Source organism: Cellulomonas sp. Root137 (assembly GCF_001426725.1).
GTDB lineage: Bacteria > Actinomycetota > Actinomycetes > Actinomycetales > Cellulomonadaceae > Cellulomonas.
In genome coordinates, this window is the sequence record NZ_LMFG01000004.1 from 158530 (window position 1) to 182209 (window position 23680).

The 23680-nt window shown below is 73.6% G+C and carries 20 protein-coding genes; 14 read left to right on the forward strand and 6 right to left on the reverse strand.

From position 1 onward, the window contains the following. Positions 1 to 702 (reverse strand): hypothetical protein, encoded by a 702-nt coding sequence (locus ASD18_RS18290; RefSeq protein ID WP_056095674.1) that lies wholly within the window; start codon positions 700 to 702, stop codon positions 1 to 3. A gap of 175 nt (positions 703 to 877) precedes the next feature. Next, a complete protein-coding gene (gene lhgO, locus ASD18_RS18295; RefSeq protein ID WP_056095677.1) occupies positions 878 to 2068 on the reverse strand; it encodes an L-2-hydroxyglutarate oxidase in 1191 nt (396 codons plus the stop codon). 148 nt (positions 2069 to 2216) lie between these two features. Between lhgO and mfd the strand changes: the two genes are divergently transcribed. The 6 genes from mfd (at position 2217) to eno (ending at position 11757) form a co-directional block, all read left to right on the forward strand. Further along, on the forward strand, positions 2217 to 5885 hold the full coding sequence (gene mfd / locus ASD18_RS18300) for a transcription-repair coupling factor (protein ID WP_056095680.1): 3669 nt from the start codon (positions 2217 to 2219) through the stop codon (positions 5883 to 5885). Between the two features lie 49 nt (positions 5886 to 5934). Further along, positions 5935 to 6528, forward strand: a complete 594-nt coding sequence (locus ASD18_RS18305) for a hypothetical protein (protein WP_056095683.1) — start codon at positions 5935 to 5937, stop codon at positions 6526 to 6528. Next, positions 6525 to 7190 carry a MazG family protein gene (locus tag ASD18_RS18310; protein ID WP_056095686.1) on the forward strand — a complete coding sequence of 222 codons (666 nt, stop codon included), beginning with the start codon at positions 6525 to 6527 and terminating at the stop codon, positions 7188 to 7190. Before ASD18_RS18305 ends, ASD18_RS18310 begins: the two co-directional genes overlap by 4 nt. Positions 7191 to 7440: 250 nt before the next feature. Continuing rightward, positions 7441 to 8994 (forward strand): Re/Si-specific NAD(P)(+) transhydrogenase subunit alpha, encoded by a 1554-nt coding sequence (locus ASD18_RS18315; protein ID WP_056095689.1) that lies wholly within the window; start codon positions 7441 to 7443, stop codon positions 8992 to 8994. Between the two features lie 4 nt (positions 8995 to 8998). Then, complete coding sequence (pntB, locus tag ASD18_RS18320; protein ID WP_056095691.1) at positions 8999 to 10381, forward strand: Re/Si-specific NAD(P)(+) transhydrogenase subunit beta; 1383 nt, start codon at positions 8999 to 9001, stop codon at positions 10379 to 10381. 95 nt (positions 10382 to 10476) lie between these two features. After that, positions 10477 to 11757 (forward strand): phosphopyruvate hydratase, encoded by a 1281-nt coding sequence (eno, locus tag ASD18_RS18325; protein ID WP_056095694.1) that lies wholly within the window; start codon positions 10477 to 10479, stop codon positions 11755 to 11757. A 55-nt stretch (positions 11758 to 11812) separates the two neighbouring features. On the opposite strand, the gene ASD18_RS18330 is transcribed toward eno, so the two are convergent. Then, the gene (locus ASD18_RS18330) at positions 11813 to 12373 is read right to left on the reverse strand and encodes a hypothetical protein (RefSeq protein WP_056095696.1); all 561 of its coding nucleotides are present in this window, start codon (positions 12371 to 12373) and stop codon (positions 11813 to 11815) included. Next, the gene (locus tag ASD18_RS18335) at positions 12373 to 12723 is read right to left on the reverse strand and encodes a PadR family transcriptional regulator (protein WP_056095699.1); all 351 of its coding nucleotides are present in this window, start codon (positions 12721 to 12723) and stop codon (positions 12373 to 12375) included. The genes ASD18_RS18330 and ASD18_RS18335 overlap by 1 nt, the downstream gene beginning before the upstream one ends. Positions 12724 to 13120: 397 nt before the next feature. On the opposite strand from ASD18_RS18335, the gene ASD18_RS18340 reads away from it, so the two are divergent. From ASD18_RS18340 to ASD18_RS18375, 8 genes are all read left to right on the forward strand, one after another. Beyond that, complete coding sequence (locus ASD18_RS18340; protein WP_235522470.1) at positions 13121 to 13555, forward strand: septum formation initiator family protein; 435 nt, start codon at positions 13121 to 13123, stop codon at positions 13553 to 13555. A gap of 25 nt (positions 13556 to 13580) precedes the next feature. Beyond that, on the forward strand, positions 13581 to 14081 hold the full coding sequence (locus ASD18_RS18345) for a DUF501 domain-containing protein (protein ID WP_056095702.1): 501 nt from the start codon (positions 13581 to 13583) through the stop codon (positions 14079 to 14081). 20 nt (positions 14082 to 14101) lie between these two features. Beyond that, positions 14102 to 15055, forward strand: a complete 954-nt coding sequence (locus ASD18_RS18350) for a Ppx/GppA phosphatase family protein (protein WP_082574314.1) — start codon at positions 14102 to 14104, stop codon at positions 15053 to 15055. A gap of 167 nt (positions 15056 to 15222) precedes the next feature. Then, positions 15223 to 15552, forward strand: a complete 330-nt coding sequence (locus ASD18_RS18355) for a PadR family transcriptional regulator (RefSeq protein ID WP_056095706.1) — start codon at positions 15223 to 15225, stop codon at positions 15550 to 15552. Next, positions 15549 to 16667, forward strand: coding sequence for a hypothetical protein (locus ASD18_RS18360; RefSeq protein ID WP_056095709.1), 1119 nt, complete (start codon positions 15549 to 15551; stop codon positions 16665 to 16667). Before ASD18_RS18355 ends, ASD18_RS18360 begins: the two co-directional genes overlap by 4 nt. Before the next feature lie 62 nt (positions 16668 to 16729). Further along, positions 16730 to 18205, forward strand: coding sequence for a GH1 family beta-glucosidase (locus ASD18_RS18365; RefSeq protein WP_082574245.1), 1476 nt, complete (start codon positions 16730 to 16732; stop codon positions 18203 to 18205). Positions 18206 to 18275: 70 nt separating this feature from the next. Continuing rightward, positions 18276 to 19775, forward strand: a complete 1500-nt coding sequence (locus ASD18_RS18370; protein WP_056095712.1) for an NAD(P)/FAD-dependent oxidoreductase — start codon at positions 18276 to 18278, stop codon at positions 19773 to 19775. Between the two features lie 99 nt (positions 19776 to 19874). Further along, positions 19875 to 20510 carry a hypothetical protein gene (locus tag ASD18_RS18375; RefSeq protein WP_156388084.1) on the forward strand — a complete coding sequence of 212 codons (636 nt, stop codon included), beginning with the start codon at positions 19875 to 19877 and terminating at the stop codon, positions 20508 to 20510. On the opposite strand, the gene ASD18_RS18380 is transcribed toward ASD18_RS18375, so the two are convergent. Both ASD18_RS18380 and ASD18_RS18385 read right to left on the reverse strand, forming a co-directional pair. Continuing rightward, a complete protein-coding gene (locus ASD18_RS18380; protein WP_056095719.1) occupies positions 20485 to 21774 on the reverse strand; it encodes a GTPase in 1290 nt (429 codons plus the stop codon). The genes ASD18_RS18375 and ASD18_RS18380 overlap by 26 nt on opposite strands. Next, on the reverse strand, positions 21771 to 23606 hold the full coding sequence (locus ASD18_RS18385; RefSeq protein ID WP_156388085.1) for a dynamin family protein: 1836 nt from the start codon (positions 23604 to 23606) through the stop codon (positions 21771 to 21773). The genes ASD18_RS18380 and ASD18_RS18385 overlap by 4 nt, the downstream gene beginning before the upstream one ends. Positions 23607 to 23680 lie beyond the last annotated feature (74 nt).

Sequence of the window (23680 nt, forward strand, 5' to 3'; positions counted from 1 at the left end):
TCACCCGGCCGTCGTCAGCGCGCCGGCGACGGAGAGCTCGGTCCCGCCGCCGAGGCGGTCGCGCACCGTGAGCACCAGGGCGTCGGGCCCGCGGGTGAAGGACGTGGCGAGGGAGCCGGGCAGGGCGGGGGAGTCGCCGACCGTGAAGCCGGCGGCGCTGAGCGCGGCGACGTACGCGGCCTGGACGTCGGTGGGTGCGGAGTCGCTGCTCGCCTGGAGCCCGACCTGCAGCCGGTCGCCGGACGCGGACACCGAGCTGGAGACCACGGTGAGCCCGTCGACGATCGGGACGACCCCCGTGGGGAAACCCGTCACGACGGCGCCGTTCGCCGCGCCCGTCGCGGGGAGCGGGCCCGTCAGCGACGGTCCCGGCACGGCGGTGTCGGGCAGCCCGGACGGACCGGGCGGCTGCGACGGCATGATCTCGCCTGCGAACTCCTCGGCGCCGCCGCTCTCCGACGACTGCGTGCTCGCCGCGCCGGGCGCGGACGCGTCGTCCGTGGGCCGGTCGGTGGCGTCGGCACCGGTACCGGCGCTCTCGCGGGTGGCGCTCGACGACGGCGAGGCGGCGGCGTCGGGATCGGACCTCGGCGCGGTGCACCCGGCCGTCGCACCCAGCACGAGCACGGCCGCGAGCACCACGGCGCCACCGCGACCGGCGGCTGCGGTGGTGGCCCGGGACAGGCTGTGCGGGGTGAGCATCGGCGACCTCAGCAGGGGTGGGATCCAGCGGATCGACGACCGACCAAAGCGCCAGAAAGCGGACATGTGGAAGGTGCTCACGGTACCGACGCAGAGACCCGGTTCAGACCGTGCGCGACCCTTTTCACCCGGGTCAGAAGGGTGCCGTCACACGTTCGGTCCAGAGGCGGACGCGTCAGGCGAGGGCGAGCTCGTCCACCACGTGGTCGGCGATCTCCAGGGCGCACGTCGCCGCCGGTGAGGGGGCGTTGAGCACGTGCACCTGACGCGCGGTGCGCTGCAGCAGGAAGTCGTCGACCAGCCGGCCGTCGCGTGCCACGGCCTGCGCGCGCACCCCGGCGGGCGAGGGGGCGAGGTCGTCCGGGACGATCGCGGGCACCAGCGCCGCCAGGCTGTGCGCGAACGCGCGCCGGGACAGCGACCGTGCCACCTCGCGCGCGCCCGGGACGATGTTGCGCGCCCCCATCCGCCACAGGCCGGGCCAGGTCAGCGCGTCGGCCGCGTCGCGCACGTTCACCTCGCGCCACGAGTAGCCCTCGCGCGCCAGGGCGAGGACGGCGTTCGGGCCCGCGTGCACGCCACCGCCGATCATCCGCGTGAGGTGCACGCCGAGGAACGGGAACCGCGGGTCGGGCACCGGGTAGACGAGGCCGTTGACCAGCTCGGCGGCGGTGGAGGACAGCTCGAAGTACTCGCCGCGGAACGGCACGATCCGTGCGCTCGGGTCGAGGCCGCAGGCGCGTGCGACGCGGTCGGCGTGCAGGCCGGCGCAGGCCACCACGGCGTCCGCCCGCAGCTCGGAGAACGAGTCACCCCGCTCGATGCGCAGGTGCACGCGGTCCTCGGTCTCGGTCGCGCCGACGACCGGCGCCCCGAGCAGCACGTCGCCGCCCCGCTCCGACACCTCCGCCGCGAGCGCGCGGCAGACGCCGGTGTAGTCGACGATCCCGGTGCTCTCCACCCAGAGCGCGTCGACGCAGGCGACGTGCGGCTCCCGCTCGCGGGCACCGGCCTTCCCGACCAGCTGCGCGGGGACGCCGTTGGCGCGGGCGCGCTCGGCGAGCCGGTGCAGGCCCGGCACCTGGTCGGGCGCGGTCGCGACGACGAGCTTGCCGGTGATCTCGACGTCGACCCCGTGCTCGCGGGCGTAGTCGGTCATGCTGCGCTGCCCGGCCACCGACATGCGCGCCTTGAGGCTGCCCGGCGGGTAGTAGAGCCCGGAGTGCATGACCCCCGAGTTCCGGCCGGTCTGGTGCACGGCGACGGCCCGCTCCTTCTCGACGACCGTGACGTGGTGGCCGTCGCGCGTCAGACGCGCCGCCACCGCCAGACCGACGATCCCGGCCCCGACCACCACGACGTGCACGGCTACTCCTGATCCTCGGTCCCGAGCTCCTGCGCGCAGGCTAGCGGTCGCGTGTGGGCGGCGGCTCGTAGACTGGCGCAGCACCCCGGGTCCGTTGGATCCGGGGCGGTCGTGCTGTGCGCACGCCCCCGACCATGTGAAGGACTCCATGGACCTGACCGGCCTCCTGCCCGCCCTCCTCGCCGACCCGGCCGCCGCCGCCGCGGTGGAGAACGTCCGCGCCCGCGGGGAGCTCGACGTCGTCGGCCCCGCCGGCGTGCGTCCGCCGCTGCTCGCCGCGCTGGCCTCGGGGCGGCCCCTCGTCGTGGTGACGGCCACGGGCCGGGACGCCGACGAGCTGGCCGCCGCGGTCCGGTGCTACCTGCCGGCCGACGACGTCGCGGTCCTGCCGTCGTGGGAGACGCTCCCGCACGAGCGCCTCTCGCCCCGCAGCGACACGGTGGCCCGCCGGCTGGCCGTGTTCCGCAGGCTGGCGCACCCCGAGACCGAGGGCCACGCGGGTCCCGTCCGGGTGCTGGTCATGCCCGTGCGCGCGCTGCTGCAGCCCGTGGTGGAGGGGCTCGGTGAGCTGGAGCCGGTCGCGATCAGCACGGGCGACCGGGTGGACCTGGCGGACCTCGCGGAGAAGCTGGTCGCGGCCGCCTACACGCGCGTGGACATGGTGGAGAAGCGCGGCGAGTTCGCGGTACGCGGCGGGATCATCGATGTGTTCCCGCCCACCGAGGACCACCCCCTGCGCGTCGAGCTGTGGGGCGAGGACGTCGAGGAGATCCGCTGGTTCTCCATCGCCGACCAGCGCAGCCTCGAGGTGGCCGACCACGGCGTGTGGGCCCCGCCGTGCCGCGAGATCCTGCTCACCGACGCCGTGCGGGCCCGGGCCACCGAGCTCATCCCGCAGCTGCCGGGCGCGGTCGACATGCTGGACAAGCTGGCGCAGGGCATCGCGGTCGAGGGCATGGAGTCGCTGGCGCCCGCGCTGGTGGAGTCGATGGTGCCGGTGCTCGACCTGGTCGGCGACGACAGCCTGCTGGTCATGGTCGACCCCGAGCGCGTCCGGCGCCGGGCGCACGACCTCGTCGCCACCACGCAGGAGTTCCTCGAGGCCGCGTGGACGTCCGCCGCGGCCGGCGCGGCGACACCCCTGGACCTGTCGGCGGCGAGCTTCGCGTCGTTCGCCGAGATCCGCGGGCTCGCGGCCGTGCGTGGCCTCGGCTGGTGGACCCTCTCGCCGTTCTCCCTGGACGTCGACGCGACGGAGGCGGCCAAGCCCGAGGACTTCTACGAGGGAGCGACGGGAACCGGCCACACACCCGCCCGCAACGAGGCGCCGCACCTGAGCGCCATGGCCGACGACCTGGCGGCGACCGCGCAGACCCTCGTGATCGCGGCGCGGGACGTCGAGCGCTACCGCGGGGAGGTCGCCCGCGCGGTCGCGGACGTGCGCGTGCTGCAGCAGGCCGGCTGGCGGCTGGTGCTGGCCACGGAGGGGCACGGTCCCGCGCAGCGCATGGTCGAGCAGCTCAAGGCCGCCGAGGTCCCGGCGCGGCTGGTGGGGACCATCACCGACGAGCCCGAGGGCGGCGTCGTCCTCGTCGTGCCTGCCCCCGTCGGCCCCGGCTTCGTCGCCGAGCCCCTGCACCTGGCCGTGTTCTCCGAGTCGGACCTCACCGGCCGTGCCGGGACCAGCACACGCGACATGCGCCGCATGCCCAGCCGGCGCCGCAACGTGGTCGACCCCCTGCAGCTGCGCCCGCACGACTACGTGGTGCACGAGCAGCACGGCGTCGGGCGGTTCGTGGAGCTGGTGCAGCGGACGATCGGCACCGGCGCCAACGCCGCGACGCGCGAGTACCTCGTGATCGAGTACGCCTCCAGCAAGCGGGGCCAGCCGGGCGACCGGCTCTTCGTGCCCAGCGACCAGCTGGACCAGGTCACCAAGTACGTGGGCGGCGAGGCGCCGTCGCTGTCCAAGATGGGCGGCGGCGACTGGGCCAAGACCAAGGGCCGGGCCAAGAAGGCCGTCAAGGAGATCGCGGCCGAGCTCATCCGGCTCTACTCCGCGCGCATGGCCACGGCGGGGCACGCGTTCGGCCCGGACACCCCGTGGCAGCGCGAGCTCGAGGACGCGTTCGCGTACGTGGAGACCCCGGACCAGGCCGCGACGATCGACGAGGTCAAGGCGGACATGGAGAAGCCGATCCCGATGGACCGCCTGGTCTGCGGCGACGTCGGCTACGGCAAGACCGAGATCGCCGTGCGCGCCGCGTTCAAGGCGGTGCAGGACGGCAAGCAGGTGGCCATCCTGGTGCCGACGACGCTCCTGGTGCAGCAGCACCTCGACACGTTCAGCGAGCGGTACAGCGCGTTCCCGGTGACCGTGAAGGCCCTGAGCCGGTTCCAGTCGCCGAAGGAGTCGAAGGAGGTCGTCGCCGGCCTGTCCGACGGGACGGTGGACGTGGTCATCGGCACGCACCGGCTCATCACCGGGGAGGTGCGGTTCAAGGACCTCGGCCTCGTGGTGATCGACGAGGAGCAGCGGTTCGGCGTCGAGCACAAGGAGACGCTCAAGGCGCTGCGCACCAACGTCGACGTGCTGGCGATGAGCGCGACCCCGATCCCGCGCACCCTGGAGATGGCGGTGACCGGTATCCGCGAGATGTCGACGCTGGCCACCCCGCCGGAGGAGCGGCACCCGGTCCTGACGTTCGTCGGCGCGTACGACGAGAAGCAGATCAGCGCGGCCATCCGTCGCGAGCTGCTGCGCGAGGGCCAGGTGTTCTACGTGCACAACAAGGTGGACTCGATCGAGAAGACCGCGTCGCGCCTGATGGAGCTGGTGCCCGAGGCCCGGGTGGCGGTGGCGCACGGGAAGATGAACGAGCACCAGCTGGAGCAGGTGATCGTCGACTTCTGGGAGAAGAGGTTCGACGTCCTGGTCTGCACGACGATCGTCGAGACCGGCCTGGACATCTCCAACGCGAACACGCTCATCCTCGAGCGCGCGGACCTGCTCGGCCTGTCCCAGCTGCACCAGCTGCGCGGGCGCGTCGGTCGTGGGCGCGAGCGTGCGTACTCCTACTTCCTGTACCCGCCGGAGAAGCCGCTGACGGAGACCGCGCACGACCGCCTGCAGACGATCGCCGCGAACACCGACCTGGGTGCGGGCATGGCCGTCGCCATGAAGGACCTGGAGATCCGCGGCGCCGGCAACCTGCTGGGCGGCGAGCAGTCGGGGCACATCGAGGGCGTCGGCTTCGACCTCTACATCCGCATGGTCGGCGAGGCGGTGGCGAACTTCCGCGGCGACGTGGAGGAGGAGGTCCCGGACGTCACCATCGAGCTCCCGGTCGACGCGCACATCCCGCACGACTACATCGCGCACGAGCGGCTGCGCCTCGAGGCGTACCGCAAGATCGCGGCGGCGACGGACTCCGCGACCCTCGGTGAGGTCCGGGCCGAGCTGGTGGACCGCTACGGCGCGGTGCCGGCCGCGGTCGACAACCTGTTCGAGGTGGCCGAGTTCCGCCAGCACGTGCGCAACAGCGGGCTGTCGGACGTCACCGCGCAGGGCAAGTTCATCCGGTTCGCGCCGGTGGACCTGCCCGAGTCCGCCCAGCTGCGCCTGAAGCGCCTCTACCCGGGGGCGGTGCTCAAGCCGACGGTGCGCACGGTGCTGGTGCCCTGGCCGATGACGGCGCGGATCGGCGGCAAGCCGGTGCAGGGCCGCGACGTCATGCTCTGGGCGAGGCAGTTCATCGACGCGATCGTGCGGGGCGACGTCTCGGCGGCGGCGACGGTGGGCGCCGCGCGCAGGTGAGGGCCCTACGATGACCCCGATCGACGAGCGACGACGCAGGAGGTCTCAGGTGGCGGTGCAGTGGCGTGCGGGAGCGCGGGCAGCGGGTGTGCTGGTCGCGCTCGCGACGACGGCCGGTCTGGCGGGGTGTGCCGGGCAGCCCGGCGCGGCCGCCGTGGTCGACGGCACGGCGATCCCCACCGCGGACGTGAGTGCCGCGCTCGAGGAGCTCGCGCCGTGGTTCCAGGGCGTGACGACCACCAACGTGCTCGCCGTGCTCGTGCAGGAGCCCACGGTGGTCGAGCTCGCGGCCGAGAAGGGTGTGGGTGTCTCCGACGAGGACGCCGAGGCGCTGCTCGCCCAGGTGGTCCAGCAGAAGGTGCAGGGCGCCACGGCCACGTTCACGGACCCGTCGCTGGCCGTCGCCCGCTACTCGATCGCCTACACCAACCTGCAGGGGCTCCCGGAGGACGAGGGCATCGGCGAGGAGATCGACGCCCGCCTGCGTGAGCTCGACGTGGAGGTGAACCCGCGGTTCGCCTCGCTCGAGGACGGCAACCAGGTGGCCGACCCGGTCCCCGCCCCGTGGCTGGTCGCGTCCTCGGCCCCGGTACCCGACGACTCCGCCGAGCCGACGCCGGAGCCGTCGCCCTCCGCGTCGTGACGGACCCGCAGCCGGACTCCCTGCGCGCCCTCGTGCGCGTGATGGACCGGCTGCGCTCGCCGGGCGGCTGCCCGTGGGACGCCCAGCAGACGCACGAGTCGCTCGTGCCGTACGTGCTCGAGGAGGCCCACGAGCTCGCGGAGGCGATCGAGACCGACGACCGCGTCGGGCTGCGCGAGGAGCTCGGTGACCTGCTCCTGCAGGTGGTGTTCCACGCCCGCATCGCGACGGAGCACCCCACCGACCCGTTCGACGTGGACGACGTCGCCGCGGACCTCGTCGCCAAGCTGGTGCGCCGGCACCCCCACGTCTTCGAGGGCGCTCCGGTCGAGGGTGACGTGCACGTGCAGTGGGACCGGCTCAAGAACGCGGAGAAGCAGCGCGGGTCGGCGCTGGACGGGATCCCGCTCGCGATCGGCGCCCTCGCGCGCGGCCAGAAGGTGCTGGCACGGGCCCAGCGCGCCGGGATCGACGCCGCGGGGCTCGCCCGGGAGGTGGACCCGCCCGACGAGGTCGGCCGACGCCTGCTCGGGGTGCTGGTCGACGCGGAGGCGCACGGCGTCGACGCCGAGTCGGCGCTGCGCGGTGCCGTCCGTCAGCTCGAGGACGCCGTGCGGGCCGTCGAGCAGGTGTCGCGCCGCGGCCCGAGCTCGGACAGGTAGCTCGCCCACTCGGCGGTGGTGAGCTCGCGGCCGGCGCGTCCTTCCTCGTCCGCTGCCCAGGACTTTGGACCGGGGACTGCGCCGCCCGCAGTTGCTATGAAGGTTCGGGCGATCATCCGAGAGGCGGAAGGAAAGCGCTTGCCGGCAGTCCGTCGGACCCCATAACCTTCCGGTGGCCGCCATGATGGGCGCGGCCCGTCGTCCCCCCGGCGACAGGCCACCACAGACGATCCGACGGAGGACCGCAGCGATGCGCATCGGTATCCCGACCGAGAGCCGAGCCGGCGAACGGCTCGTCGCCGCGACCCCGAAGACGGTCGGCCAGCTGGTCGATCTCGGCTACGAGGTCGTCGTCCAGCGTGGAGCCGGTGACGCGGCGACGTTCCGCGCCGAGGCCTACGAGGTCGCGGGCGCGACCGTCGGCGACGCAGCCGACGTCTGGTCCAGCGACGTGGTGGCCAAGGTCCACCCGCCCACGGAGACCGAGGTCGCCGCGCTGAGCCCGGGCGCCACGCTCGTCGCCATGCTCGCGCCGGCCGCCGCGCCCGCCCTGGTCGAGAGCCTGCACGCGCGGGGCGTCACCGCGTTGGCGCTGGACGCCGTGCCGCGCATCTCGCGGGCGCAGGCGCTCGACGTGCTGAGCACCATGTCGAACGTCGCGGGCTACCGCGCGGTCGTCGAGGCCGCCGAGGTCTACGGCGGGATGTTCACCGGGCAGGTCACCGCCGCCGGCAAGACGCCGCCGGCGCGCGTGTTCGTCATCGGCGCGGGAGTGGCCGGACTGGCCGCGATCGGGGCCGCGGGCAGCATGGGCGCCCGCGTCCGCGCGTTCGACGTGCGGCCCGAGGTCGGCGAGCAGATCGAGTCGATGGGCGCCACGTTCGTGCAGGCCGAGGCCGCGCAGCAGGCGGTCAGCTCGGACGGGTACGCGAGCGCGCTGACCGAGGAGCAGGAGCGGCTGACCGCGCAGATGTACGCCGCCGAGACGGCGGACGCGGACATCGTCATCACCACCGCGCTGGTCCGCGGTCAGGCGCCGACGACGATCACCGCGGCCATGGTCGCGGGCATGCGGCCGGGTAGCGTGATCGTCGACCTGGCCGCGTCGGGTGGCGGCAACTGCGAGCTCACCGTCCCCGGGCAGGTCGTCGTGTCCGACAACGACGTGACGGTCATCGGGTACACCGACCTGACCAGCCGGATGCCGCAGCACACGTCCCAGCTGTTCGGCACCAACATCGTGCACCTGATGCAGCTGCTCACCCCCGGCAAGGACGGGCAGCTGGTGCTGGACCTCGACGACCCGGTGCAGCGCGGCATGGCCGTCACGCACGACGGCGACCTGCTCTGGCCGCCACCCCCGGTGCAGGTCTCCGCGGCCCCGGCCGCGGTCGCCGGGCCCACCCCCGAGGAGCGGGCGCAGGCCGAGGCCGCCGCGCTCGCGGACAAGAACCGTCGCCGGCAGCGCCGGTCGGTCATCCTCGCGCTCCTGGCCGTGGTCGTGCTGCTGGGGATCTCGTTCGCGCCGGCCGCGTTCCTCGGCCACTTCACGGTGTTCGTCCTGGCGGTGATCGTCGGCTACTACGTCATCTCGAACGTCAGCCACTCGCTGCACACGCCCCTGATGGCCCAGACCAACGCCATCTCCGGGATCATCCTGGTCGGCGCGCTGCTGCAGATCGGCGACGACAGCTGGCTGGTGACCGTGCTCGCGGTCGTCGCCGCGGCCGTCGCCAGCATCAACGTGTTCGGCGGGTTCCTCGTCGCCAACCGCATGATCCGCATGTTCCGGAAGGACGCCTGAGCTCGTGCTGACCTCCCTGGCCCAGGCCGTCTACCTCGGCGCCGCCATCCTGTTCATCCTCAGCCTCGCGGGGCTGTCCAAGCAGGAGACCGCGCGCCGCGGCAACCTCGCCGGCATGGTCGGCATGGCGCTGGCCCTCGCCGCGACCGTCGCGCTCGCCCTGGAGCGCTCCGAGCGGCCGGTCGAGGTGACCGCAGTGCTCATCCTCGTGGTGTTCCTCGTCGGCTCCACCGTGGGCACCTGGCAGGCGCGCCGCGTCGAGATGACGCAGATGCCCGAGCTCATCGCGATCCTGCACTCGTTCGTCGGTCTGGCGGCCGTGCTCGTCGGGTACAACTCGTTCCTCACCGAGCCGGCGGACCCCGCGCACCTGGTCGAGGTGTTCCTCGGCGTGCTCATCGGCGCCGTGACGTTCACCGGGTCGATCGTCGCGTTCCTCAAGCTCTCCACGCGGATCAGCTCGGCTCCGCTCATGCTCCCGGGCCGCAACTGGCTGAACCTCGGCATGGTGGTGGTCTCCGGCGGGCTCATGGTCTGGTTCCTGGGCACCGGCGCCGTGCTGCCCCTGTTGCTGATGACGGTCGTCGCGCTCCTGCTCGGGTGGCACCTGGTGGCCTCGATCGGCGGGGGCGACATGCCGGTCGTCGTCTCGATGCTCAACTCGTACTCCGGCTGGGCGGCTGCTGCGGCGGGCTTCATGCTCAGCAACGACCTGCTGATCGTCACGGGCGCCCTCGTCGGCTCCTCCGGTGCGATCCTGTCCTACCTCATGTGCACGGCCATGAACCGGTCGTTCATCTCCGTGATCCTCGGCGGGTACGGGGCCGAGGGCGGCACCGTGGTGGCGTCCGACGTCGACCTGGGGGAGTTCCACGAGATCAAGGCCCCGGAGGCGGCGGAGCTGCTCACGGAGGCCCGCACGGTGATCATCACGCCCGGGTACGGCATGGCCGTGGCCAAGGCGCAGTACCCGGTGGCGGAGCTGGTGGCCAAGCTGCGGGCGCGCGGCATCGAGGTGCGGTTCGGCGTGCACCCGGTGGCGGGCCGGCTGCCCGGCCACATGAACGTGCTGCTCGCCGAGGCCCGGGTGCCGTACGACATCGTGCTCGAGATGGACGAGATCAACGGCGACCTGGCGGAGACCGACGTCGTGCTGGTGATCGGCGCCAACGACACGGTGAACCCCGCCGCGCTCGACGACCCGTCCTCGCCGATCGCCGGCATGCCGGTGCTCGAGGTGTGGAAGGCGGCGCGCGTCATCGTGTTCAAGCGGTCGATGGCCACGGGCTACGCCGGCGTGCAGAACCCGCTGTTCTTCCGCGACAACACGTCCATGCTGTTCGGGGACGCCAAGGACCAGGTCGAGCACATCATGCTGGCGCTCTGACCACTCTCGTCCCACCAGTCGAAGGGCCTAGGGCGGCCGTTCGGGGACGCCACTAGGGTGAGGTCGTAAACCCACCCGCTTCAGAAGGAGCACCCATGGCCAGCATCGAGGCCGTCGGCGCCCGCGAGATCTTGGACTCGCGCGGCAACCCCACTGTCGAGGTCGAGGTCGCACTCGACGACGGCACCATCGCCCGCGCCGCTGTCCCCTCGGGTGCCTCGACCGGCGCCTTCGAGGCCGTCGAGCGCCGTGACGGCGACTCCGCCCGGTACCTGGGCAAGGGCGTCGAGGAGGCCGTCGCGGCCGTCATCGACGAGATCGCCCCCGAGCTCATCGGCTTCGAGGCCACGGAGCAGCGCCTGGTCGACGGTGCGCTGATCGACCTCGACGGCACGCCCAACAAGGGCAAGCTCGGCGCCAACGCCATCCTCGGTGTCTCGCTCGCCGTCGCCAAGGCTGCCGCCGACTCGGCCGACCTGCCGCTCTTCCGCTACCTCGGTGGCCCGAACGCCCACGTGCTGCCGGTCCCGATGATGAACATCCTCAACGGTGGGTCGCACGCCGACTCCAACGTCGACATCCAGGAGTTCATGGTCGCCCCCATCGGTGCGACGACGTACCGCGAGGCGCTGCGCACCGGCGTCGAGGTCTACCACTCGCTGAAGTCCGTGCTGAAGAGCAAGGGCCTGTCCACGGGACTCGGCGACGAGGGCGGCTTCGCCCCGAGCCTGGGCAGCAACCGTGAGGCGCTCGACCTCATCCTCATCGCCATCGAGAAGGCCGGCTTCACGCCGGGCGTCGACCTGGGCCTCGCGCTCGACGTCGCCGCGACGGAGTTCTTCAAGGACGGCGCCTACCAGTTCGAGGGCAAGGCCCTGTCGAACGAGGAGATGTCGGCCTACTACGAGCAGCTGGTGAAGGACTACCCGCTGGTCTCCATCGAGGACCCGCTGTCCGAGGACGAGTGGGAGGGCTGGTCCCACCTGGTCGCCACCATCGGCGACAAGGTGCAGATCGTCGGCGACGACCTGTTCGTCACCAACCCCGAGCGCCTCCGCAAGGGCATCGAGCTCAAGGCCGCCAACTCGCTGCTGGTCAAGCTCAACCAGATCGGCACGCTGACGGAGACGTTCGACGCCGTCGAGCTGGCCCAGCGCAGCGGCTTCACCACGATGACCTCGCACCGCTCCGGCGAGACCGAGGACACCACGATCGCCGACCTGTCGGTGGCCACGAACGCCGGCCAGATCAAGACCGGTGCCCCGGCCCGTGGCGAGCGCATCAACAAGTACAACCAGCTGCTCCGCATCGAGGAGGAGCTGGACGACGCCGCACGCTACGCCGGTCGCTCCGCCTTCCCGCGGTTCACGGCCTGACACACCTCGACGGCCGGTCACCCGCACGGGTGGCCGGCCGTCGGCGTGCCCGGGGTCAGGGGGTGGCGGGGACCGACACGACGGGCTCGGGTGCCACCTCGTCGGAGACGACGGAGAGGAACATCGTGGCCGCGCCCATGACGAGGCACGTCACGACCGCCACGGGGACGGTGGCGACGAACGTCGACCGCCAGGCCGCGCCGTGCGGGCCGCCGCGCCGCCAGAGGATCCCGCTCGCCACCGCCAGCGCGAGCGCCGCGGGCGCGACCAGCCAGGCGACGACGCTGACCGGCACGAGCAGGAGCCCGAGGACCAGGCCGCCGAGCGCCACGAGCGCCACGCCGAGCGGTGAGTCGGTGACCGAGCGGCGGGCGGGTGCGGCCGTGGGGGCCGTCTCCGGGCTCCAGGCGGCCGCGACGTCGTCGACCGGGCCCAGGTCCGACAGGATCTGCTGGACGTCCTCGGGGGTCGGCTCGTGGCCGAGCTCCTCGACGGCGGCGTCGACGTGCTCGCGGATCGAGTCGACGATGTCCGCCCGCTCGGCCGGGTCGGCGCCCGCGAGCCTGCGGTCGAGGTCGGCGAGGTAGGCCGCGACGAGCGGCGAGGCGGTGCGCATCAGGCGATTCCCTTCATGAGGTGGTCGACGCCGGAGCGGAACGGCTCCCAGACCGCGACGAAGGCGCGCAGCGCCTCCCGGCCCTCGTCGGTGAGCGCGTGGTACCGGCGGGGTGGTCCCGTCGGGGACTCCTGCCAGGTGGTGTCCACCCAGCGGCGTCGACGCAGCCGGGTGAGCAGCGGGTAGAGGGTGCCCTCGGAGCCGAAGAGGATGTCGTCGCCCCCGAGCGCACGGGCGATGTCCTGACCGTACGAGGGTCCGCCGTCGAGGTGCGCGAGCACGCAGTACTCGAGGGTGCCGCGGCGCAGCTGGGTGAGCACCGCGTGCGCGTCCGAGCCATCCGGTTCCATGTGTCGCATGGTAGCGAGTGACGCATGGGACCTGTCAACGGTCGCCCGGCGCGCCACGGAGAGCGACCTCCGCCCAGGTCGGGACGGTCCGGGGCAGAATCGACGCATGTCCGCCCCCCGACGCCCGGCGTCCCCGAGCGCCCCGGGTCGGCGCGCGGCGGTCCCACGGTCCGGGGCCCCGACCCCGGCGGCGAACGTGCCGCGCGGGAACACCGGCGGCCGCCCCGCGGCGCCACGGTCGTCGTCCCCGCGGTCCGGCGCGACACCCCGCGTCGGCCCGACGCCCTCGTCATCCGCCCGGCCCTCCTCGTCACGGCCGGCCGCCTCCCGCCCGGCCACCCGGGGGGCGCCGACGCCACCGCGCGGCACCCCCCGCGCGGAGCGGGTGCAGGTGCGGGTGCCGCGTCTGTTCACCGTGCGCGCGATGGTGTTCTCCTGCGTGCTCCTGCTGGCCTTCGTCCTGGTCTACCCGACCCTGCACTCCTACCTGCAGCAGCGCGTCGAGGTGGACCAGCTGCGCAGCCAGGTCGAGGCGGCCCGGCAGCGCAACGACGACCTCCAGGCCGACCTGCGGCGCTGGGACGACCCCGCGTACGTGACGGCCCAGGCGCGGGAGCGGCTCTCGTTCGTGCTGCCGGGGGAGAAGGCGTTCCGCGTCGTCGACCCCGAGACCGTCCCCGACGCGCCGCCCGCCACCGACGGTTCCGCGCCGGTGCTCGACGCTGGTTCGACGCTGCCCTGGTACGCGAACGTCTGGGAGTCGGTCGAGGTGGCGGGGCAGACGCCGGTCGCGGGCGACAATGAGACGCCCGCTGCGCCCGCGGGCGGCTGACCCACCCGCACGAACGGACCTCTCAGTGCCTTCCTCTTTCGATGCCGTGTCCGACCAGGACATCACCGTCCTCGCCGAGCAGCTGGGCCGCCCTCCGCGCGGCGTCGTCGGCATCGCCGCGCGCTGCGTCTGCGGACGTCCCCTGGTGGTCCGCACCGCCCCGCGGCTGGACGACGGCACCCCCTTCCCGACCACCTACTACCTCACCTGCCCGCCCGCGGTCGTGGCCGTGAGCACGCTCGAGGCGGGCGGTCTCATGAAGGAGCTGACCGCGCGGCTGGGCGAGGACGAGGAGCTGGCGGCCGCGTACCGCCGCGCCCACGACGCCTACCTGGTGGACCGCGAGGCGCTGGGGCACGTCGAGGAGATCGCGGGGATCTCGGCCGGCGGGATGCCGACGCGCGTGAAGTGCCTGCACGTCCTGGTGGGGCACGCGCTGGCGGCGGGCCCGGGCGTCAACCCGATCGGCGACGAGGCCCTGGCCCTGATCCGCGACGAGTGGCGCCCGGACCGCTGCACCTGCTGACCGGTGCGAGGATGGTCCGCGTGACGCGTGTGGCTGCCATCGACTGCGGGACCAACTCGATCCGACTCCTGGTCGCCGACGTGGATCCCGACGCCGGGACGCTGGTGGACCTGGACCGTCGCATGGAGGTCGTCCGCCTGGGTCAGGGTGTCGACCGGACCGGTCGGATCGCCCCCGAGGCCCTCGAGCGCACGCTCGACGCGGCCCGTCGGTACAACGACGTGTGCACCGAGCTGGGCGTCGAGGCCATCCGGTTCGTGGCCACGTCGGCGTCGCGCGACGCCGAGAACCGCGCGGACTTCGTCGCCGGCGTGCATGCCGCGCTCGGTGTCGAGCCCGAGGTCGTCGACGGGCAGGAGGAGGCCGAGCTCTCGTTCCGCGGCGCCACCGGCGTGCTCGGCGCGCGGCACCCGGGGCCGTTCCTCGTGGTCGATCTCGGCGGTGGCTCGACCGAGCTGGTGCTGGGCACGACGGCGCCCGAGGCGGCCTACTCGATGGACGTCGGCTGCGTGCGGATGACCGAGCGCCACCTGCGCAGCGACCCGCCGACCGCCGCGGAGATCGCCGCCGCGCACTCCGACGTCGCCGCGGCGCTCGACACCGCGTCGGGCGTCGTGCCGCTCGGCAAGACCGTGACGCTCGTCGGCCTGGCCGGCACGGTGACCACGGTGACCGCGCACGGGCTGGGGCTGCCCGCCTACGACCCGGCGGTCATCGACGGGTCGGTGCTGCCGGTCGACGTGGTGCTCGCCGCGTGCGACGACCTCCTGGCCCGGTCCCGCGCGGAGCGTGCCTCGCTCGGGTTCATGCACCCCGGTCGCGTCGACGTGATCGGCGCCGGCGCGCTGGTGTGGGCGGACGTGGTCCGCCGGGTGCGCGACGAGGTCGCCGCCGCCGGAGGACTGCTCACCGAGGTGGTCACGTCCGAGCACGACATCCTCGACGGCATCGCCTGGAGCATCGCCACCCGCTGACCCGTGCCGGTCGGCGACACGCCTGCCGTGTGGTGGACGGTAGTGCGCACTGTGTAATAGCGTCGCGTCTGCGGGAGCCGGAGGGGGCTCCCGCACCAGCTTCCCGGCCCGGTACGGTCGATCGCCCTGTCGGGCTGTCGGCGACCGGGACGTCGACCGGAGGACGGATGGACACCACACAGCTGCTCAAGGGCGTGCTCGACCTCGCGGTGCTCGCGGTCGTCGCGGACGAGGACGGGTACGGGTACGACGTCGTCCGCCGGCTGCGCGCCGCGGGCATCGAGGAGGTCGGCGACGCGTCGGTGTACGGGACGCTGCGGCGGCTGTACTCGTCGGGCGCACTGACGTCCTACGTGGTGCCCAGCGACGAGGGGCCGCACCGCAAGTACTACGGGATCAACGCCCAGGGCCGGGCGATGCTCGAGGCCCAGCGCAAGGACTGGCAGGAGTTCGCAGGCACGATGGGCCGCCTGCTCAAGACGGAGGTCGTGCGATGAGCGTGCTGGACACCACGGACGTGCTGGACGTGGCGGGGTACGCCGCGGCGGTGCGCCGGAGCCTCGTCGACCTCGGACCGGAGCTCGTCGACGACCTCACGGACGACCTCGAGGCCGACCTGGCCGAGGCGCTCGACGACGAGCGCCACGTGGCGCACGGGCGCGGGCTGCTGGACCAGTTCGGCCCGCCCGAGGCGTACGCCGCCGAGCTCCGCGCGGCCGCCGGCCTGGCGCCGGCCTCCACCGGCGCGCGCCGCGTGCGGGTGCTCAGCGACCCGGTCGAGGACACCCGCCGGCTCGGGCGCTGGGCCCTGCGGCGCCTCCGTGCACTGACGTGGTGGGCGCCCGTGGAGGCGTTCCTCGTCGCGCTGCGGCCGGTCTGGTGGATCGCGCGCGGCTGGGTCGCCTACTCGGCGCTCGTCTACGTGCTCGGTGGGGCGCGGCTCCGGTTCCTGCCCACCGAGCTGGCCCTGTGGCTGATCCTCGCGCTCTGCGTGCTGCTCAGCGTGCAGTGGGGCCGCGGCGCCTGGTTCCAGTCGCGGTCGGTCTCCTGGGTCGCCGTGCTGGGGAACGCGGCGGCGGTCGTCCTGCTGCTCCCGGTCCTCGTCACGGTGCAGGACCAGTCCCACCAGCGCGAGGAGGTCTACGACTCCTACCTCGCCGGCGCGTTCGGCGGTGACGGCACCCGGACGATCCTCCAGGAGAAGGCGATCGACGGGGTGGTCGTCGACGGCATGCAGGTGAGCAACCTCTTCGTCTACGACGCCGAGGGCAACCCGCTCACGGACGTCCAGGTCTACGACGACCGCGGCCGTCCGGTGCGGACGACCTACGACAACGGCTATGAGCAGTACTGGTTCCCCGAGGGCACCGAGCCGTGGTCCTTCGTCAGCCGGACCGACGCGGACGGCCGTGCGCGCTGGAACGTGTACCCGCTGCGGGGTGCGCCCACGTCGCAGTTCACGTACGGCGACGACGGGGTGCAGGTGCTGCCCATCGGCACCGACGCGTCCACGCCGCCGTGGCCGTTCGCCAAGGCCCCGGCGCTCGACGCCCCCGCGGACGCCTCGATCGGGGCCGAGGGCGTCACGCCCTCGGCGACGCCGACCCCCTGACCGCCCGACCGGTGCCGTCGTCGGCCCCGGGGTGGAAGGCTGGGAGCCCGAGGAGGAGCCCCATGCCCGACCGCGGTACCGGTCCCGTCCTGGACCGCCGGCTGCTCCTGCAGCTGGGGGTCGCCGCGGGCGCGCTCGCCGCCTGCTCCCGGGACCCGTCGCCGTCCGAGCCCTCGACGACGGTTCCCCCGTGGGAGCCCCCGGCCGAGCCGATGGTCTTCCCGGACGGGTTCGTCTGGGGCGCGGCCACGTCGGCGTTCCAGGTGGAGGGGTCCACCACGGCGGACGGCCGCGGCCCGTCCATCTGGGACACCTTCGCCGCCGAGCCGGGACGCATCGCCGACGGCGCGACCGGTGATCCCGCGGCCGACCACTACCGCCGGTGGGAGTCGGACCTCGACCTCCTCGTCGAGCTCGGGCTCCCGGCCTACCGCTTCTCGGTCGCCTGGCCGCGCGTCCAGCCCACGGGGTCGGGCGCGGTCAACCAGCGCGGCGTCGACTTCTACAGGCGGCTCGTCGACGGCCTGCTCGCGCGCGGAATCCACCCCGCGATCACGCTCTACCACTGGGACCTGCCGCAGCCGCTGCAGGACGCCGGCGGCTGGGCGGTGCGCGACACCGCGGACCGGTTCGCGGACTACGCGGGGATCGTGTTCGACGCCCTGCGCGACGTCGACGCCACCTGGCTGACCATCAACGAGCCGAAGACGACCGCCTACGTGGGCTACCGGTGGGGTGCGCACGCGCCGGGCATCACCGACGAGGACCAGGCGGCGGCTGCGGTCCACCACCAGCTCCTCGCGCACGGCCGGGCCGTCCAGGCGTTCCGGGCGAGCGGTGCGGCGGGCGGCATCGGCATCGCCCTCAACCTCCTGCCGGTGTACCCGGTGGACCGCGCGGCGGACGCGGCCGCGGTGCGCGTCGACGCGGTGGAGAACCGGCTGTTCCTGGACCCGGTCCTCCTCGGGCGGTACCCGACGGACGCGATCGGCACCCAGCCGGGGCAGCTGCCGGCGGACGCCGGGAGGTTCGAGGACCTCGTCCGCGACGGCGACCTCGAGGCCATCTCCTCGCCGCTCGACCTCCTGGCGATCCAGTACTACGGCGTCACGGGGGTCGACGACGCCGGCAACCAGGTCCCGCTCTACCCGACCTCGCTGGCCACCTGGCAGCAGGTGCACCCCGAGGGTCTGTACGACCAGCTGATGGACCTGCTCATCGACTACCCGGACGCCCCGCCGCTGGTCATCACCGAGAACGGGATCCCGGACCCGACCGCGGACGGCACGGTCGAGGACGCCGAGCGGCTCGAGTTCCTGCGCGCGCACCTGCAGCAGGCGGCCCGCGCGATCGGCGACGGCGTGCGATTGACCGGGTACTACGCCTGGTCGCTGCTCGACAACTTCGAGTGGGCCGAGGGGCTGAGCCAGCGGTGGGGGCTCGTGCACGTCGACTTCGAGACGCAGGAGCGGACCCCGAAGGACAGCGCGCGGTGGTACTCGACGGTGGTCCGCGCCAACGCCGTGGCGCCGTCCTGAGCCCCCACTGTGCCCAGGGTCACCGGCTCCCCGTAGGGCGGCACCATCCCCGCGCGGCTACCGTTGAGGCATGCCTACGCCTGTCTCCGATGTCGCCACCACGCCGTCCGTCGCGGGCGCCACGGCCCGTTCGGGCAAGTCCCGCAAGGTGCCCCGCGTCGTGATCCTCGGCGGTGGCACGGTCGGTCTGTACACGGCCCGACGGCTGCGCAAGCGCCTCGGCAAGCGGGAGGCGGCCATCGTCGTCGTCGACCCGCGGCCGTACATGACCTACGCGCCGTTCCTGCCTGAGGCGGCGGCCGGCTCGATCGACCCGCGCAACGTCGTCGCCCCGCACCGCCGCGCCCTCAAGGGCGTGGACGTGCTGCAGGGCAAGGTCAGCGAGATCAACCACGCCGGGCGGACGGTGCAGATCACGCCCGAGGAGGGTGACCCGTACTGGATCACCTACGACCACCTGGTGGTCGGCCTCGGCTCGGTCGCCCGCACGCTGCCCATCCCGGGGCTGGCGGAGCAGGGCATCGGGTTCAAGAACGTCGAAGAGGCCATCGCGGTCCGCAACCACGTGCTCAACCGGATCGACATGGCGGCGAGCACCTGGGACCCGGCGCTGCGCAAGCGGATGCTCACCTTCGTCTTCGTCGGCGGCGGGTTCGCCGGCATCGAGGCGCTGGGCGAGGTCGAGGACATGGCCCGCGCCGCGGTGAAGTACTACAAGGCGATCGAGCAGGAGGAGGTGCGCTTCGTCCTGGTCGAGGGCTCGCCGCGCATCCTGCCCGAGGTCAGCGAGGAGCTCGGTGGCTACACGCTCGAGCAGCTGCGCAAGCGGGACATCGAGATCCACCTGTCGACCTTCCTGAACAGCTGCGTCGACGGCCACGTGGTCCTCTCCAACACGATGGAGTTCGACGCGGAGACCATCGTCTGGACGGCCGGCGTCAAGGCCAACCCGGTGCTGCAGAACTCGGACCTGCCGCTGGACAAGCTGGGCCGGGTCACCTGCAACGCGTTCCTCCAGGTGGTCGACGCCGAGGGCACCCCGGTGCCGGACGCGTACGCCGCCGGCGACTGCGCCGCGGTGCCGGACCTGTACAACCCGGGCCAGTTCTGCCCGCCGAACGCCCAGCACGCGCTGCGCGAGGGCAACCACCTGGGCGACAACCTCGCGCGCGTCCTGCGCTCGGCCGAGGTGACGGAGTACAAGCACAAGAACATCGGTGCGGTCGCGTCGCTCGGCATGTACAAGGGCGTGGCGCAGATGTTCGGCAAGATCAAGGTCCGCGGCTTCCTCGCGTGGGTGCTGCACCGCACGTACCACGTGGCCGCCATGCCGACCTTCAACCGCAAGATCAAGATCGCCGCGGGCTGGACCGGCTCGCTGCTGTTCCGTCGTGAGGTCGTCGCGCTCGGCACCCTGCACGACCCGCGGGCCGAGTTCCGCGCCGCGTCGGTGCCGGCCAAGCCCCGCGCTGTCGAGCCCGGCGAGGCCGACCCGGCGCTGCCGGCGATCAAGGCCGAGGCCGGGTCGCCCGCCGAGAAGAAGGCTGCGAAGGGCACCAAGAGCGCCTGACCGTCCGCGAGCGAGCCCCTGACCCCGCCGGGTCGGGGGCTCGCGTCGTTTCCTGGGAACCCCGGCGGCGCCGCCGGGGTCACGACTAGCGTGGGCAGCATGTCACCCGCGGCAGCGCGCGAGCCCGAGGGCCAGGCGACCCCGCCGCCGCCCGACGACGCCGCCGTCGACGAGGAGCAGCGCCCGCCCCCGGCTGCCGAGCCGCCCCCGCGTCCCGAGGTCGGCGGGGTGGGGTTCGTCGCGACGAGCGCGCCGCCGCCGATGCCGGGCGCGGTGTCCACCGGGATCAGCTTCTGGGTCGGCAGCCTCGCGGCGGGGCTGCTCGCGGCCGGGTCGATCGTGCGCTCGCAGCCCCAGCTCCGCGACCGCTTCGCCGCCGAGGTCGTCGAGCGGGACCCGACGACCACGCTCGCCACCGCGCAGGACGCCGCGAGCGTGCTCGTCTGGATCATGGTCGGTGGTCTCGTCCTGGTGTGGCTGGTGCACCTGGTGCTCGTGCTCCGCACGGCCGGTGGGCACGGCGGAGCCCGCTGGGGCCTGATCCTGCTCGGGCTGCTCGGCGCGGCGATCGTCGTCGTGGTGCAGGACGTCCTGGCCGACTCCGACGTCTCGATGATCCGTGACCTCAACCGGGTCGCGCTGCTCGCGCAGGCCGGGCTGGCCCTGATCGGCTCGATCATCCTGGCCGCCAGACCGGCGGGCCGGTGGTTCAAGGAGCTGCGGCGCCGGCGCTGACCGCGGGGGACTCCGAGTGCAGCGGACGCGTCGCGGAGAGCAGTCGGCGTGCCGCGCGCGCCACCTCGGGCACCCGGTCGTCCTGCACGAGGTCGAGCATCCGACCGAGCGCGTCCTGCGCGAGCCGCCGGTCGCGGCCCTCGACGGCGACGTCGAGCGAGCGGCGGAGCTCCTCCACGCCGCTGCGCCGGGACAGCTCGGTGGTCAGCTCCGCCGTGTCCAGCTGGTTGCCGCGCAGGAGCGCCAGGCAGGTGCGGACGCCGAACATCCCGAGGCGGTCCAGCAGCTCGGCGCGCGCGTGGGCCGACACGGGCACGGACAGGGACGGACGCCGGAAGCGGTCCACCGACAGCAGCAGCCCCTCGACGACCGCGCGGTCCAGCGCCGCGAGCGCCCGCAGGTCGGCGGCCTCGTCCGGCTGCAGCGTCTGGGCGGTCTCGGCGAGCAGGCCGGCCACGGGCAGCGCCACCCCGCACAGCCGGGTCACGTCCGGGTTCTCGCGGTGGCGCCGGGCGAGGCGCTCGGCGGACACCAGGGCGTCGATCCGGCCGGCACCGACCTCGTCGGCGCGGGCCACCACGGCGATCGTGCTGGCGACGGAACCGTCGCCCCGCAGCCGCGCGAGGTCCTCGAGGTAGCGCACGTCGGCGCGACGGACCTGGCGCACCAGGTAGACGACGACGTCGACGGCCGACGTCACCGCGTCCGTCGTGAGGAACTCGCGCGAGCGTCGCGACGCGACCCCGGAGAGGGCGTCGAGCCCCGGGGTGTCGATGAGCGTGCGCTCGCGCAGCACCGGAGCGGGCCACCACACGTCGACGTGGTCGATCTCGTCCACGGGCGTGCCGCGCAGGTCGACCTGGAGCCCGGTCCGACCCGCCATCGCAGGGCTCTCCCACGACCGGCCCGACCGGGGGTGCACGGCGACGCGCGGCGTCTCCCCGTACCGGTACCACGTGACGGTCTGCGTGCACTCCGACAGGTCCGACGCCGCCACCCGCGCCCCCACGAGCGCGTTGAGCAGGGTCGACTTGCCCGACTTGATGAGTCCCGCGAACCCGACGGTCAGCGGCCGCTCGAAGCCCTCCAGCAGCCCGCGCAGCTCCGTGGCGACCAGCGGGTCCCCGGCGTAGGCGTCCGCGGCGGCCTGCAGCAGCTCGCGCGCGCGGCGAGCCGTCGGGCGCAGCGGGCCGTCCAGGTCCCCTGGGTCCCCCTGCCGGCGACGGCGGCCCGTGGCCCGCGCCCGGAGGTCCTCGTCGGTCATGCCGGCACCGCCTCGAGCGCGGGCAGCGCGTACCGCTCCGCGTCGGCGCGCAGCTGCTCCAGGTCGGCGACGCGTGCGCGCAGCTCGCCCAGCGTCCCGGCGCGCTCGTCGGGTCCGGTCCGGGTGGCCTCGCGCGCGGACCGGATCGACTCGTCCAGGGACCGCACGAGCTCGTCGGCCCGGGTGCTGAAGTGGTCGCGGAGCACGCGCTGCAGCCGACGCAGCCGGTCCTTGGAGTCCTTGCTGACCTGGAAGACCACCTCGTCGAGGTGCCGCTTCACCGCGAGCTTGGCCTCGGCCTGGCGTTTGCGCACGCGGTTGGCCTTGTCCTCGCGGTACGCCCGGCCGCCGAGGATGACGCCGACGCCCACCGAGATCGGGTTGATGAGCGACATGCCGAGCGCGATCGCGGTGACCATGCCGAACATCAGCACGCCGCCGTAGGAGCCGCGCAGGGCGACGATGACCTTCTGCGTGCGCGACACCCGCTCCACCTCGACGCGCTCGAGCCGCGCGACCAGCTCCAGCGCCTCGTCGTCGTCGCCGGCCACGAGCTCGGGCAGCGCGATGTCGGTCGCGTCGAACTGCGCCGCGACCTGCGCGGCGAGCCACTGCGCACGCTCGTGCGCCCAGACGAAGTTCGCCGCGACCGTGGCCCGCACCCGCTGACCCAGCCACTCGTCGAACTCGTCCCACACCGGGCCCGGGTCGGTCTCGTCGATGGCCTCCTCGGCCTCCCGGCCGATGCGGCGCAGCCGGTCGCGCAGGTCGTACTCGATGTCCGCCGTCAGGTCCGTCACGCCGTCCTGGAGCACCTGCTGCCAGCGCGCGCTGCGTCGGCGCAGCTCGCCCGCGTTCTGCCGCCCGGTCTGCAGGCCGGCGATGAGCGTCTCGCCGCCGGCGGGGTCCTCCAGCGCGGAGAGCTGCGCGCGGCCGGCCATGAGGAGGTGGTCGGTGACCGTCAGCACGTCGTGGGCGACCGAGCGCCGGGCGAGCACGCCCGCGTTGTCGACGACCTCGTCGCGCAGGTAGCGGATCAGCTCGGGGAAGCCGGACTCGTCGTGCAGGTCGCGGTCCTGTCGCCGCGCGGCGAGCAGCCGGAGGTTCGAGGAGACGGGGATGAGCGGCGCGCGCACGCCGGCCCGCTGCAGGTGGCGACGATCGAGGTCCGCCACGGCCCGCCAGTGCGGGTACAGGTCGGTCTTGGTGAGCACGCACGCGACGTTCGGGCACACCGCGAGCGCCTGCTGGAGGAACTCGATCTCGGGTGCGGAGTACTCCTGCCCGGCGTCGGAGACGAGGAGGACGGCGTCCGCCGACGGCAGCGCGGCCATCGTCGCCGCGCCCTCGGCCGAGCCGATCCCGCCCACGCCCGGGGTGTCCACGAGGACGAGGCCTCCGGCGAGGACGTGCCGGGGCAGGCCCACCTCCGAGCAGTCGACGGGCGAGCCGTCCGGTGCCCGGCGCTCCGCGACGCACCGCGAGTGCGCATCGATCGGGATCGTCGTCCTGCGCAGGCGCGCCGGATCCACGTCCCGCGTGCCGTCCGCGGACGGGGGCAGACCGATGAGCACCGCGGTCGGTGCCGCCGACCATCCGACGACCGTGGTCACGGACGTCGCGACGTCGTCGTCCACGGGGCACACCGGGGCGTTGACCAGCGCGTTGACCAGCTGGCTCTTGCCCTGCTTGAGCTCCCCGACCACCAGCACGCGGACGTGCGGGTCGTGCAGTCGTCGGCGGGCGTGGCGCAGGCGCTCCAGCAGATCGGCGCGGTCGGCGTCGCCGGACAGCGCCTCGGCGCGGTCCAGCAGGTCCATCAGCGGCAGCACGGTGGCTCCTCCAGGTCGCCGCGCGCACGGGCAGGTGCACAGCGCGCGGCCGACCGGCCCGGGGCCTGGCGGCC